This is a genomic window from Paracoccus acridae (assembly GCF_014642735.1).
GTDB classification, from domain to species: domain Bacteria; phylum Pseudomonadota; class Alphaproteobacteria; order Rhodobacterales; family Rhodobacteraceae; genus Paracoccus; species Paracoccus acridae.
In genome coordinates, this window is sequence record NZ_BMIV01000022.1 from 1 (window position 1) to 14,590 (window position 14,590).

General features: G+C 64.5%; 10 protein-coding genes and 1 pseudogene. 9 read left to right on the top strand and 2 right to left on the bottom strand.

The window, feature by feature from the left end; translation table 11 throughout:
• Positions 1–142: 142 nt before the first annotated feature.
• The 9 genes and pseudogenes from IEX25_RS20180 to IEX25_RS17520 all read left to right on the top strand — a co-directional run.
• Positions 143–253, top strand: a pseudogene (locus IEX25_RS20180) (IS110 family transposase); the annotation flags it as partial.
• Between the two features lie 412 nt (positions 254–665).
• Complete coding sequence (locus tag IEX25_RS17485; RefSeq protein WP_188716804.1) at positions 666–1,778, top strand: succinylglutamate desuccinylase/aspartoacylase family protein; 1,113 nt, start codon at positions 666–668, stop codon at positions 1,776–1,778.
• 236 nt (positions 1,779–2,014) lie between these two features.
• Positions 2,015–3,565: a UbiA family prenyltransferase gene (locus IEX25_RS17490; protein ID WP_229665394.1), complete on the top strand. Its 1,551-nt coding sequence runs from the start codon at positions 2,015–2,017 to the stop codon at positions 3,563–3,565.
• A 40-nt stretch (positions 3,566–3,605) separates the two neighbouring features.
• Positions 3,606–4,004, top strand: a complete 399-nt coding sequence (locus tag IEX25_RS17495) for a GtrA family protein (RefSeq protein ID WP_188716806.1) — start codon at positions 3,606–3,608, stop codon at positions 4,002–4,004.
• Positions 4,005–4,087: 83 nt separating this feature from the next.
• A complete protein-coding gene (locus IEX25_RS17500; RefSeq protein ID WP_229665396.1) occupies positions 4,088–5,335 on the top strand; it encodes an FAD-binding oxidoreductase in 1,248 nt (415 codons plus the stop codon).
• On the top strand, positions 5,332–6,081 hold the full coding sequence (locus IEX25_RS17505) for an SDR family oxidoreductase (RefSeq protein ID WP_188716809.1): 750 nt from the start codon (positions 5,332–5,334) through the stop codon (positions 6,079–6,081). Before IEX25_RS17500 ends, IEX25_RS17505 begins: the two co-directional genes overlap by 4 nt.
• A gap of 1 nt (position 6,082) precedes the next feature.
• Positions 6,083–7,648, top strand: a complete 1,566-nt coding sequence (locus tag IEX25_RS17510) for a hypothetical protein (protein WP_188716811.1) — start codon at positions 6,083–6,085, stop codon at positions 7,646–7,648.
• Positions 7,645–9,156, top strand: coding sequence for a hypothetical protein (locus IEX25_RS17515; protein ID WP_188716813.1), 1,512 nt, complete (start codon positions 7,645–7,647; stop codon positions 9,154–9,156). The genes IEX25_RS17510 and IEX25_RS17515 overlap by 4 nt, the downstream gene beginning before the upstream one ends.
• Before the next feature lie 5 nt (positions 9,157–9,161).
• Positions 9,162–10,763, top strand: coding sequence for a hypothetical protein (locus IEX25_RS17520; RefSeq protein ID WP_188716815.1), 1,602 nt, complete (start codon positions 9,162–9,164; stop codon positions 10,761–10,763).
• Here IEX25_RS17520 and IEX25_RS17525 read toward each other — a convergent pair.
• The gene (locus IEX25_RS17525) at positions 10,679–11,824 is read right to left on the bottom strand and encodes a glycosyltransferase family 87 protein (protein ID WP_188716817.1); all 1,146 of its coding nucleotides are present in this window, start codon (positions 11,822–11,824) and stop codon (positions 10,679–10,681) included. The two genes, IEX25_RS17520 and IEX25_RS17525, sit on opposite strands and share 85 nt — an antisense overlap.
• A 218-nt stretch (positions 11,825–12,042) precedes the next feature.
• Entirely contained in the window at positions 12,043–14,424 is a 2,382-nt protein-coding gene (locus IEX25_RS17530; RefSeq protein WP_229665398.1) for a glucose/quinate/shikimate family membrane-bound PQQ-dependent dehydrogenase, read from the bottom strand.
• Positions 14,425–14,590 lie beyond the last annotated feature (166 nt).

A 14,590-nucleotide genomic window follows, 5' to 3' on the forward strand; every position in this document is an offset into this window, starting at 1 on the left:
ACCGCGTTCGCGAAGCTCGGCCGGATAGGCGGGGGTGAATCTCGGCTTTGACATAGGGCTCATCCTTTGAGTGTTTTACTCTCCGGTAAACCAGGGGCGGTTCAACAATGCCCAGTTCGGCCAAGTCTACAAGACGCTCAGCGACGCCGGAAAGCCCGCGAAAGTCGCGATCACAGCCGTCATGCGCAAGCTCATCGTCCTTGCCAACGCCCTGATCCGGGACGACCGGAAATGGGCACAAACCGCCCCTTGACCAAGACGGATATCTCCTGACCAAGGCACGCCCCTTTTGAAAGCAGGGCTGCAGGATGCGTCAGGAACCATTGCGCTTCTTGCTCGTTTCTCGATAGCCACCGGGGGAGGTTGCAGTGCCACAGGATCGCAACACCGACGAGGTGCCGCCGGAGACTTCGCAGTCGGGCGAGAATACATGTCGCAGGTGCTCTGGCACCGGTGTTGTCGAGGACAAGCCCTGCCCGGACTGCAAGGGAACCGGCATCGTCACTGTTCTTGTCGGTGATGCCTGACCCCTTGCATTCGAAGGCTCTGTCCTGCCCGTCGATGCGGCCGCGCTTTGACGAGGTTCGAGAGGCGGGAAGCCTGTGGCTCCCGGCACCATCTTGCGCGCGCCACCCCGATGTCCGAACCCGTGAAAGCCTGTTCCCATGCGTGAACGCTGCTTTTCCTTGCCCGGGCGTGGTCCCGGCACCAGCCACCAGATCCTGACCCTGTCCTTCGGCAACCCTGACGCCCGGCCGCATGTGCATGTCCAGGGCGGGCTTCATGCCGACGAAGGCCCCGGCATGATGGTCGCGCGGCTGCTGGCGGATCTGCTGGTCGAGGCGGAAGCGGCCGGACGGCTGTGCGGCCATGTGACCGTCGTCCCCTTCGCCAACCCCCTAGGGCTGGGGCAGGTGCTTCACCACAATCATTCGGGACGGTTCGATCTCTACGACGGGCGAAATTTCAACCGCGACTATCCCGACCTGACCGACGACGCGGCCGCCCGACTGGAGGGCCGCCTAACCGACGATCCGCAGCGCAACACCGGGCTTGTCCGCGCCGCCTTGCGGGCGTCCCTGAACGAACGGCAGCCGGTGGGACCGGCCGAGGCCTTGCGCCATCACCTGATGGACCTTGCCCTAGATGCCGACGTGGTGCTGGACCTGCATTGCGACGGAGAGGCCGAGATGCATCTTTATACCCAGCCGGGCGCCTGGGACCGACTGGCGCCCTTGGCCGCGCTGACCCGCTGCCGGGCGGTGCTGCTGGCCGAGGTGTCCGGCGGCAATCCCTTCGACGAGGCCTTGTCCGGTCCCTGGACCGCCCTGGCAAAGCGCTTTCCCGACCATCCCATTCCCTTAGGCTGCGCCAGCACGACAGTTGAATTGCGGGGACAGGCGGACGTGTGCCGAACCCGGGGAATGCAGGATGCCCGGGCGATCCTGGATTACCTGACCCATCTGGGTGCGCTGTCGGGCATGGTGGACCTGCCCCCCGCCCTGTGCAGTCCCACCCCGCTTGCCGGGTCCGAGGTGCTGACCGCGCCCGCTGCCGGCCTGCTGTCCTATGCCATATCCTTGGGAGCCGAAGTGCAGGCGGGTCAGACGGTGGCCGAGATCACCGACCTGGAAACCGGACAGGTGACCCCCGTCCGGGCCAGCACATCGGGGGTCTTCTACGCCCGCCCTCTTGACCGCATCGCGGAAGCCGGCAAGCACCTGGGCCAGATCGCCGGAGACAGGCCTTTGCGTGACGGTTCGCTTCTCAGCCCCTGAGGAGAGTGGGTCAGGGACCGGTCATATCGTCGAGGCCGGGCGCAAGCCAAGAGCCGACATTCTGCCAATTTTCCGGGTTCTGGATGAAATCTGGTCCCCATGTCGGGAACAAAGGGTGCCGAGGGATATTTAACATGGGCCGCTCCATCATCACGATGTGTTGCGGACCGAAGGATACGACCCAGAGCAGCAGACAGTGCCCAACGTCCCAGGCGTTGTGGCTGAGCGAGGCGAAGGTGGCAGATATCAATCACGAGGTTTTCAGGGTTTTCACAGGGGATTTCAGGCTCCGGCACGACGAAGATCGCCTTCACCACCCCAACGACACCGGCAACCTCGCTGTTCCGATTGCCGGGCGCCGCAAACAGGCCGGGGCGGGGCGGCCGCTTGCGGTGGATCTGGACGGGACGCTGATCCGGTCGGATCTGCTGATCGAGACAGCCTTTTCCGAATTGGGCCGCAGGCCCCATTCCCTGTTCGGCATGGTCGGCGCGCTGCGCCAGGGCAAGGCCGCGCTGAAGCACGCGCTTGCCCAGCCGGTGGAGTTCGATCCATCCACCTTGCCCTATGACGAAGCGGTGCTGGATTATATCCGCACCGCCCGCGCGGAAGGGCGGGAGGTCTATCTTGCCTCGGCCAGCCATGAACGGTTGGTCAAGGCGGTCGCCGATCATCTTGGCCTTTTCACGGGGTATTTCGCGTCGAACGCCGACACGAATTGCGGCGGCAGGGTCAAGGCGCAAAAGCTGGTCGCAGCCTTTGGCGAGGGCGGTTTCGATTATATCGGCAATGATGCGGCTGACCTGATGGTCTGGGCCAAGGCCGCCACGGCCATCGCGATCCGTCCGTCGCGCCGCGTGATCCAGAAGCTGGCGCGCGCGCATGACAACGTGCAACTGCTTTCCTGGGAAAGACCCACCTGGCGCACCTGGACCAAGCTTTTGCGCGCGCACCAATATCCCAAGAACGCGCTGCTGTTTGTGCCGCTTATCACCGCCCAGGTATTCGAGCCGGTTGCCTTCCTGCAAGTCTTTCTGGCTTTCATTGCATTCTCGATGTGTGCATCGAGCGTCTATATCCTGAACGACCTTGTCGATTTGCAGGATGACAGGAAGCACCGGACCAAGTGCAGGCGCCCCCTGGCGAATGGAAGCGTGCCGCTCTTGCACGCGCTTCTGGCCATGCCGGTGCTGCTGGTCGCATCGATGCTGCTTGCGGCCTCGATATCCTTGCCGTTCCTGGGCGTTCTGGCAGCCTATTACACCCTGACCACGGCCTATTCCTTTTGGCTGAAGCGCATCGCGCTGCTGGATGTGCTGACCCTGGCAGGGCTTTACACGCTGCGCATCATCGGCGGCGCGGTGGTGCTTGGCGTGTCCATTTCCTCTTGGTTGATGGCATTTTCGGTGGCGCTGTTCCTGTCTCTGGCGCTTATCAAGCGTTTCGTGGAGCTTTCCGCCCGGCTTGACGCGAATTTGCCCGACAGCAAAAGCCGCGGCTATCGGAACACCGACGCCGATCTGATCATGGCGCTTGCAGCGGCATCGGGACTGAACGCGGTGACGGTGTTCATCCTTTATGCGTCTAGCGAAGGCATGAATGCGCTTTACAGCACCCCCCGGGTTCTTTTGCTGGCTGCCCCGGTCCTCACCTATTGGATCGCGCGAATGCTGATGCTTGCCCATCGCAGGCTTATGGACGATGATCCCGTGGCATTCGCGATCAAGGACAGGGCCAGCATGATCTGCGGCGTTCTTGTGGGCGTGGTTCTGTATGCAGGAACCTGATCGTCATGCCCGCAACCTGTTTGGAACGGAGTAGGGTGGTATGACCATTGCGGTCCGCTATATCCTTTTCGCGGTCGTCTCAACGCTGGTAAATTTCGGCACGCAGGAACTTGTCATCGGCATAGCGCCGATATCGCCGCTGGTCCTGTCCATTCTCGCGGGCACCGCGGCAGGCTTTGCGATCAAATACGTGCTGGACAAGAGATGGATCTTCCATGACGGCTATACCACCCCCGCAAGTGAGGTGCGCAAGGTCACGCTTTACGCCCTGTTCAGCGTCCTGACGACCATGGTGTTCTGGGGCTTCGAGATCACCTTCTGGATGATCTGGGAAACGGATCTGGCCAAGTATACCGGCGGAGCGATCGGGCTTGCCATCGGCTATATGGCGAAATTCGCCCTGGACCGCCGCTTCGTGTTCATGACGGCTGCCGCCTGATGCTGCTGGAGGGATGGGGCCGGTATCCTCGGTTCGAAAGCGAATGTGTTCGCCTTCAATCCCCCTGCACGCTGCCCGGCATCATGGCCGGAACGCGGGGCCTCATCGCGCGAGGCAACGGGCGGGCCTATGGGGACGCGGCCATCGGCCTGCGGTTGACGCTGGGGGCGCTTGGCCTGGACCGGATGAAGGGTTTTGATCCGCAGACGGGCCGGCTGACGGTCGAGGCCGGGGTTCTTCTGTCCGACATCCTCGCCTCTTTCGTGCCGCGCGGCTTTTTCCCGCCCGTGGTGCCGGGAACAAAGCAGGTCACGGTCGGCGGGATGATCGCCTCGGATGTGCATGGCAAGAACCATCACCGCGACGGCAGCTTCGGCGATCATGTCGAGCGGCTGACGCTGGTCCTGCCTTCGGGGGAAACGGTCACCTGCGGGCCGGACATCAATCCCGACCTGTTCCGCGCCACGGTGGGCGGGATGGGTCTGACCGGCGTCATTACCGAGGCGACCTTCCGCATGAAGCCCGTCGAGACAGGCTGGATTCGGCAGCAGACAGTCGTGGCCGATGATCTGGCCGGGGCGCTGAGGGCGCTGGATGACAGCGACGCCGCGACCTATTCGGTGGCCTGGATCGACGGGTTGTCGCGGGGCGCGCGGCTGGGCCGGTCGCTGATCTTCGTGGGCGAACATGCCACCCGGCAAGAGGTGGCGGCGGAACTGCCCGATGCCGATCCGCTGCCCCTGGCCCCTGCAGGCAGGCTGGGTGTTCCGTTTGACCTGCCCGCCCTGACCCTGAACAAGGCATCCGTTGCCGCCTTCAACGAGGCTTATTTTCGACGCGGCGCGCAGAAAAGCGGCAAGCCCTTCCTGACCCATTGGAACCCCTATTTCTTCCCGCTGGACGGGGTGGACCGGTGGAACCGGATCTATGGCCGCCGGGGCTTTCTTCAGCATCAATGCGTGGTGCCGCCCGCCACCGCCCATGCCGCCCTGTCCGAAATCCTGGACCGCATCACCCGGTCCGGGAAGGCATCCTTCCTGGCGGTGCTGAAGAAGATGGGGGCAGGGGGCAGCCTCATGTCCTTTCCGATGCCGGGCTATACGCTGGCGCTGGATCTGCGGGTGACGGATGACACCTTTGCCCTTCTGGACGAAATCGACCGGATCGTGGTCGCGGCCGGGGGACGGCTTTATCTTGCCAAGGATGCCCGGCAGTCCCGCCAGACCTTCGAGGCGGGGTATCCCAACTTCGGCCGCTTCAACGACATTCGCAGCGCCCTTGGCGCCAGGGGCCATCTGGCGTCCCATCTTTCAAGCAGGCTTGGCATATGACAGAAAACCACAAGACGATGCTTCTGGTCGGCGCGACCTCGGACATTGGCCGGGCGACCGCGCTGGCCTATGCCCAGGCGGGATGGCGGATCCTGCTGGCGGCCCGGAATGTCGATGCGGCGCAGCGCAATGCCGATGACATCGCGACGCGAACCGACGCCGCAGTCAGCGTCCATCCGCTGGATGTCCTGGACAGCGCGGGAATGCCCGGCTTCGCGGACGCGCTGCCGGTCCTGCCCGATACGGTCGTCTGCGTGGTGGGCGAGATGGGCGACCAGGAACGCGCGCAGTCGGACCTGGACCATGCGGCCATGGTGTTTCGCACGAATTTCGAAGGCCCGGCCCTGCTGCTGGGCCTGTTCGCCAACCGCTTCCTGGCGCGGGGTTCGGGCACCATCGTAGGGGTCAGTTCGGTGGCAGGCGACCGGGGGCGCGGCACGAACTATGTCTATGGTGCGGCAAAGGCGGGGTTCACCGCCTTTTTGTCAGGGCTGCGGAACCGGCTTGCGCCCAGCGGGCTGCGCGTCGTCACGGTCAAGCCCGGCTTCGTCAGGACGCGGATGACGGCGGGCATGAAGCTGCCGCCGCTGCTGACCGCCGAACCGGCCGAGGTCGGCAAGGCGATCCTTGCCGCAGCCGAGGGCAAGCGCGGCCGCGACGTGATCTATGTCCGCCCAGTCTGGCGTGGGGTGATGTCCGTGATCGGCGCCATCCCCGAGCCTATCTTCAAGAAGCTCAAGCTCTGACATGGCAGGGCAGTTGGTCGAGGGCCTGCCTGCATCGCGCCGCCTTTTGGCCCGTCCCGCCCTTCCGATCCTGGGCATGGCGATCCTGGCAGCGGCGCTGTTGGTCCTGCCGGGGCGGACCATCGCGACGCGCGGGCTGGAAGACCTGTTTCATATCCTCGACGGCGCGAACCGTGTTCTTTGGGGGCAGGTTCCGGGGCGGGACTTCATCACATCGCTGGGACCATTGGTCCATTACCTGCCCGCCTTCGGTCAGTGGATCGGCGGCTGGGGCGCGGCGATGCCGGTTGCCATGGGCCTTGTGCTGCTGGTCTTCGCGCCCATCATGGCGCATGTCCTGGCCTCTCGGCTGCATCCGGTGCTGGCCCTGCTGATGGCGGCCTTCCTGGTCCTGGTGCTTGCCGCGCCGATGAACCTGGGCGAGCCTATGACGGCGCTGTCCTTCGCCCAGTATCACAACCGCATCGGCTGGGTGGCCCTTGCGCTGCTGCTTGTGATGGTCCTGCCGCCGCTGCGGGTCGGGACGGGGTGGCGGGACGTCGCGGCGGCCGCGATCCTGGCCTTCGCGATGGTCTATGTCCGGCTGACCTATGGCCTGGCGCCACTGGCCTTTCTGGTCTTCATGCTGGCCGACCGGCGGCAGCGGGGTTGGGCCGCGCTGGCGTTGGTCGGCCTGGCTGTTTCCGCCCTTGCGATGGAGCTGATCTGGGGCGGCACCGCCGGTTACCTGCAAGCCACCGGAATGGCCTTTGGCGCCGGGGGCGTGCTGCGCGGAAGCTGGGGCGACATCATCGACCACATCCTTGTCAGCTTCACCGATTACGTGCTTCTGGGCCTGATCGCGGGGATCTCGCTCTGGCGGCGGTGGAGCGTCGGATACGCGCTGTTCTTCGCGCTTTGCGCCATCGGCGGCTTCTGGATCATCAACCACAATGAGCAACGCTGGGGCATCCTTGCCCTGCACGCCGCAGCCGTCGTCGCGGCCGAGCGGATCCTGCGCGAAGGCGATGGTCCCAAGCCGCCGGTGTGGGGCAATGCCGCGGGCGCCACGCTTTTCTTTTTTGTCATGGTGCTACCCACGATCCTGCACAACGGGATCGCGCTTGGCCTGCACGCCTCGGCGGCGGTGACGGGTGCCGGGCGGCCCATGCCGATCGCGGGGATGGAGGATCTGCGGCTTGCCGATCTGTGGACCGGCGGCGATTTCGGCGGCGGGAACCGCTATCTTGCCACGGTTGAGGATGGCATCAGCGCCTTGGCCGACCTTCAGCCCGCGCCCGAAAGCATCGCCGTGCTGGGGGCGGCCGATCCATTCTCGGCCGCGCTGGACCTGCGCCCCGCCCCCGGCATGATGCCCATCATGCGCTGGCTGAACACGATGGGCCCCGCGCATCATCCCCAGGCGGCCAGGATCTTTGCCGGGGCCGATGTGGTTCTGGTCCGCAAGACCGGCACGAACCCTGTGCATGACATTTACCTGCCCTTCCTGGATCGGGAATTCACCCGCCTGCCCGAAACCGAGTTCTGGCAGATCTATCGCCGGCCCGTTCCGGCGGCCCTGCCATGATGCGCCACGCCACGCCGCCCGTCCTGATCGCCCTGATCGGCCTTGCCTGCGCGGTCCTGCTGGCCGCGCCCGGCCGCACGATCACAAGCGCCTTCATGAACGACGTGCTGATATTCCTCGACGGCGCCCATCGGATCCATTGGGGGCAGGTGCCCAACCGCGATTTCCACACCGCGCTGGGGCCGCTGGTCTATCTGATCCCGGCCGCAGGCTATTGGATCACCGGCAATCTGGGCGGCGCCCTGCCGGTGGGCATGGCCCTGCTGATCCTGATCTTCACCCCCATTGCGATCCATGTGCTGGAATCCCGGCTGCGGCCCGTCCTGGCGGTGCCGTTCGGCGCCTTCCTGATCCTGCTGCTTGCGGTGCCGATGAACCTGGGCGACCGGATCGGCGCGCTGTCCTTTGCCATGTTCTACAACCGGATCGGCTGGGCGGGGCTGGGGCTGCTGGTGGTCATGTATCTGCCACCCCTGGCGGCCCGGCCCTGGCAGGAAGGGCGGGACGTGCTGTGCGCCTCGGCCCTGACGCTGATCCAGCTTTACACCAAGCTTACCTATGGCGCGGTCGCGCTGGCCTTTCTGGTCTTCCTGTTGATCGTTCCGGGGCAAAGGCGGCGGGCGGCGCTGTCGCTTGTGCTGGTGATCGCCACGGCGGCGGTGGTCGAGGTCTTCTGGCGCGGCACGGCCAGCCATCTTGCCGACCTGATGGAAACCGCAAGGATCAGCGGCGGGCGCGGCCTTGCGGCGCTGATCGGCCCGGTCTTTCGGAACTTCGCGGACCTGACGGTCCTTGCCCTGATCGCAGGGATCGCTTTGTGGCAAAGGGGATCGGCATGGGACGCGGTCTTCTATGTGGCCAGCGCTGCCACAGGGCTGCTGATCGTAAGCCAGAACGCGCATAACTGGGGCATTGCCACCATCTATGCCGGATCGGTCGTGGCCGCCCAAAGGATCATGGCCGCCGACGGTTCCATGGCAAGGGCAGTGCCGCTGGCGCTGCTGGCCTTCATGCTGCCGCCGACGCTCTACCATGCCTCGGCGCTTGTCCTGCACAGTGGGCTTGCCATGGCGAATGCCGGCACGCCGCTGGGGCTGCCGGCCTTTCAGGGCGTGCGCTATACAAGGCTGTGGTCGGCGGGCGATCGCGGCTTTTCGCGCCGCTATGTGGACAGCTTCCAAGGGGGCGGCGCTGCGCTGGCAGGCCTGGGGCAGGGCATCGGCCCCGTCGCCACGCTGGACTTCGCGAACCCGTTTTCGGCGGGCCTTGGCCTGCGCCCGCCCAAGGGGGACAATGCCTGGCTGCACTGGAACCGCAATGTCAGCCGCGACCACCACCTGCCGCCCGAACAGTTTTACCGTGACGTGAAGATCATCATGGAGCCGAAGATCGGCATCAACAGCGTCCAGTTGCACAGCATCTATGGACCCTTCATCGACCGGCATTTCACCCCTGTCCGGGAAACGGACGAATGGACGATCCACATCCGCCGGGAAGCTGGCGAATGAGGGTCGTGGAAACCAGACGTCCGTTCCGGCTGCCGGCGCATCTGCCGCAAGGCCGCATCATCGTCGCGGCGGGCCTGCTGATCGGCCTTGTCCTGGCGATCCCCGGCCAGACCGTGACCACAAAATACGTCAACGACATCTTCATCTTCCTGGACGGGGCCTATCGGATCCAGACGGGTCAGGTGCCGAATGTCGATTTCCGTTCCTCGCTGGGACCGCTGGCCTATTACATCCCGGCGGCGGGTCATGGCTTGGGCGGCAGCCTTGGGGCAGCGATGCCCGTCGGCATGGCCTTGGTGACGTTCCTTGTTGCCCTTGTGGCAGCGCATGTGATCGCCACCCGGATGCGTCCTGCGCTTGGCCTGCCGCTGGCGCTTTATCTTCTGCTGATCGTCGCCGTGCCGATGAATCCGGGCGAGGGGGTGCGCGAACTGTCCTTCGCCATGTTCTATAATCGTATCGGCTGGGCTGCCCTGGGATTGCTGCTGGTGATGTATCTGCAGCCCTGCTTGCCACGGCGCGGGCAGATGACGGCGGATGCCCTTTGCGCCAGCCTGCTGACGCTGCTGATGCTGTATCTGAAGATCAGCTATGGCCTTGTCTGCATCGCCTTCCTGATCTTCATGCTGACCGACCGTCGGCAATGGCCCTGGGCCCTGGGCGCACTGGCACTGACCGTCGCGGCGGGGCTGTCGATCGAGCTTGCCTGGGGCGGCACTGCCAGCCACATCGCCGACCTGCGGCTGGCAAGCGCCGTCAGCGGCGATTTTCCCACCTTTCGCGTCCTGGTGACCGAGGTGCAGCGCAACCTGCCGGACATCGCCATCTTCGGCATTTTCGCGGGTTTGCTTCTGTCCAAAAGGCCCGGCATCCGCGACATTCTGTTCCTGGCCGCCTGCGCGGTGACCGGCCTTCTGCTGATCGAGCAGAACTTCCAGATCACCGGCATTCTCACCCTCGGCGCGGGCGCCGCTGTCGCAGCCGAAGCAAGCCTGCGTGCCGGCCCTGCTGCCAGGCCGGGTATTCCCCTTCTGCTGCTGGCCTTTCTGGCCCCGGCGATCCTGCATTTCACGATCGCCCTTGGCCTGCACACGACCCTTGGCCTTGCGCGTCAGGGAAAGGCGTTTTCGCTGCCGAACTATTCGGACATCAGGCTTGTCCGGTTATGGACGGATGGGGCTTACCCGGTCTTCCAACGCTATGACGACAGCCTGCGCGACGGCGCGGCGGCCTTGGCGCGGCTTGGCGATCCCGGACGCGTGCTGGTGCTGGATTTCGTCGGACCCTTTACCGCCGGAATGGGGCTTCAGCCACCAAAGGGCGACAGCACCTGGCACCACTGGGGCCGCACGGTCAATGCCGACCATCATCTGCCCCCGGACGAGTTCTTCGCCGATGCCCGGATCGTCATGGACCCAAAATCCCCCATCGAGCCCTGGACGACGCGTGGCCTTCGCGAGGTTTATGGCGCGGCCCTGGACGAACGATATGTGCTGGCTGTGGAAACCGGGTTCTGGCGCATCTACCTGGCCAGGGACGGCGACCTCAACCTGTCCCCGTCGGGCAGCATCACCACGGCCATGCACAGCACCACCGCCCAGCCATAGACGGATCCCAGCGTCAGCTGCACCCAGTCCGCGCTTCCGAACTGGCTGATCACGAAGGGCACCGGCACGACAAGCAGCCCGCCCACCACCCACATCATCCGCCGGTGCCAGTGATGCAGCAGCACCGGCAGAAGAAACAGCGTGTAATGGATCCAGCCAAGCGGAGAGGCCAGGACCGACGCCACCAGGGCCGCGCCGCCGGCCGCAACGATGCCCGGACGCCGCAGGAATGCCCAGGCGGCCAGGCCCAGCAACAGGCCAAGGCTCAGCACCATGCCCGCCTGGGGGATCCCCGCACGGGCGGCAAGGCCCGACAACGAGGCATTGGTGAGGAAGAAGGCCCGTTCGCCGTCCGAGGCGACCAGGCGCAACCATTGGTGATAAACCTCTGGTCCCAGCACCATCATCGGGACCAGGCTTACCACCGTCGCCACCACCAAGCTGATCAGCGCGGGCTGGCGGTGCCCTGACAGGAACAAAAGCACCGGCCAGACAAGGAAGTTCGGCTTCATGGACACCACAAGGCCGACAAGGATGCCCGCCCAGACAAGCTGACCCCGTTCCAGAAGCAGCCAAGCGCCAACGGCCATGAGCAAAAGCGGCAGATAGATCTGTCCCAGGAACAGGGTGTCCCAGAATCCCGCAAGTCCAAAGGCCCAGATGGCGATCAGCAGCCCTTCAATCCCCTTTCCATAGCGCCGGACCAGCAGGACCACCGTGACGGCATAGCAGGCAACCGAAATCCACAGCCAGACCCGCAGCGAAACCTCGGGCGGGGCCAGGTCGAACATTTGAAACAGCAGCGCGGAAATCGGCGGGTTGAGGTTCGGGTTCCAGGCCTCGAACCCGGGCAGCACGACATGCGGGGTCAGCGGATAGATGCCATAGGGGTCCAGGCCCTCTGCCGCCGCCCGGCCCGAGGCTATAAAGGCGCCAAAGTCCCAAAGCCCATGCGGCGATGCGACCCGTCCGAATTCCTGGGCCATGGACCAGATCGAGGCCAGCGCGAGCAGCACCATCACAAGGCTGCGAAGCGGATCGGCTGGATTGCGTTCTTGCATGACTCCCCCGGTTTTCGGGACCGCATGATGCGGCACGGTTCCCCTTAGTCCGCCACAAGGGAATGTGGAGGCGGGGAACCACTATCGGCCCCTTCGGCTTCAGGCCTGCTGTTGGCGATCATGACAAGCAGAAGCCCGGACAGGACCAGAAGAAGAACGATCCAGATGACGCGGTTTCGCATGGTTCAGAACCTCATGTATCTGGGACGTGATACCCATCAGGATGGGTTGGGAAGGGCATAGGCCAGGATGTAATCGCCGGGATCGGTCCCGACCGAACCATGGCCGCCGGCGACCATCACCAGATATTGCTTCCCATCCTGTTCATAGGTCATCGGGGTCGATTGGCCACCTGCGGGAAGACGGGTCCGCCAGATCTCCTCGCCCGTGGTCAGGTCATAGCCGCGCAGATAGTTGTCCACGCTGGCCGCAAGAAAGGCTACGCCGCCCGCCGTGATGATCGGACCGCCGATCCCCGGCACCCCAAGTTCGAAGGGCAAGGGCAGGGGGGTCATGTCGCGCACGGTGCCGTTCTTGTGCATCCAGGCGATTTCACCCGTGCGCAGATCAGCCCCGGCGACATATCCCCAAGGCGGGGCGGAGCAGGGCACCTGAAGCGGCCCCAGGAATGGCCCCATCACGACGCCATAAGGTGCGCCCTCGTTGCGGTTCAAACCCTGCTCGCTGGCGGTTTCGCCTTCGGTTGGTTCGGGGATCTGGTCGCGCGGCACAAGGCGCGAGGTGAAAGGCAGATAGGTCGGCATCCCGAACATCACCTGCCGCACTGGATCCACGGCCACCGACCCCCAGTTGAAGACGCCGAAGTTTCCGGGGTGAACGATGGTCCCCTTGATCGACGGGGGCGTGTAGCGGCCTTCGTAGTTCAGCCGGTGCAGCTGGATGCGGCAGACCAGTTGGTCCAGCATCGTGATGCCCCACATGTCGGCGCCCGTAAGTGGATCGGGCATGAAGGACAGGGCCGACTGCGGCTGCGTGGGGGCGGTGAAATCCTCGGGGATTGCGCCGCCCGGGGCGGGAGCTTCGGTCACCTCCAGCAGGGGTTCGCCAGTCTGGCGATGCAGGACATAGATGTCGCCCTGCTTGGTGGGCTGCACCAAGGCGGGGACAGTCCGGCCGTCGTCCTGGGTTAGATCAACCAGCACCGGCTGCGCAGGCACATCCATGTCCCACAGGTCGTGATGCACGGTTTGGAACACCCATTCGCGTTGCCCCGTCGCGACATTCAGCGCCACGACCGATGAGGAATGTTCCTCGACGGCAGGGCTGCGGCCCATCCCCAACTGATCGGGAACCTGGTTTCCAAGCGGGATATAGACCAGGCCCAGTTCTTCATCGACCGAGAAGACAGACCAGCTGTTGGGCGAGTTTGCGGTATAAGTCTCGCCTGCGGCGATGTCGATCGGCTCGGTTTCAGTGGGATTGCCCGAATCCCAGTTCCAGACCAACTCGCCCGTGTCGATATCAAAGGCGCGGATCACGCCCGACTGCGAATAGATCGAGAAGTTGTCGTTGACCGCCCCGCCAATGATGATCAGCCCGGCAACGGCCACCGGGGGCGAAGTCGAATAATAATAACCCGCCGGGTTGTAGGGCATCCCGGCCTCCAGATGCAGCTCTCCGTTATCGGCAAAGAAGGTGCAGCGTTCCCCGGTTTCGGCGTCCAGGGCAATCAGCCGCGCATCCGCCGTGGGCATGTAAACGCGCCGCGCACACAGACCTGTTGCAGCATCGTCGCCCGGTACAGGATCGCCCGCCGGAGCTTCCCAATAGGTCACGCCGCGGCAGGTCTGATGCTGGCGGTCGGGGTTCAGGCCGGAATTGGCATCGTAACGCCAGCGTTCCTGCCCCGTCGCGGCATCCAGGGCGATGGCAATGTTGTGGGGCGTGCAGACATAAAGCATCTCGCCCACCTTCAGCGGCGTTACCTGATAGGTCGTTTCGGTAACATCCTGGGGCAGCTTCACGTCGCCCGTTTGATAGGTCCAGGCCAACTCAAGCTGCTGCACATTGGCCGGGGTGATCTGCCTCAAGGGCGAATAACGCTGGCCATAGTTGGTGCGGCCGTATTGGCGCCATTCATCATCCCCAAAGTTGGCGCCTGTCGCCGGCTCGTCGATCAAGGCCTGTTCCGGCAGGGATCCCGACAGATCATGGGGATCCTGGAACATCGCATAAAGCGCAACCGCAATGCAGACGACCGTGGCCGCAGCCACCGGCAAGGCAGGCAAACGGGGCCGTGCGGGATCCCCTCCGGCATTCCGCCGACCTTGGTTTCGCCCCTCGGCCCGCCTGACCGAGGGCAGCAGAAGCCACAGCCCCAAAAGAACGATGATTCCCCCGCGCGGAGCAAGTTGCCACCAATCGAACCCGACCTCCCACAGGGCCCAAGCCAGGGTGCCCAGCATCAGCGCCGCATAGACCCACATGGCAAGCGGTTTGCGCGCCCGGATCAAGAGGGCACAGCCAAGAAGCGTCAGCCCTGCGACCAGGTAATACCAACTGCCCCCAAGCATCACGAGCCACGCACCGCCACTTGCAAGAGCCAGTCCCAGCAGCCCGAATACAAGGGTTGTCAGCATCACCATCGTCTTGTCCCGCCACGGTATTGAGACCTGTGAGTGGCAACCGATGTAGCCTGCAATTGTTCCTGAAGGATTTTGTCCATGGGGGTTGGAAGGGCTAAGCCTGGCCAGCGACGGTTCTGTCCCCGACAGACCGGCAAGCGACAGCTTTTGCTTGCCACAA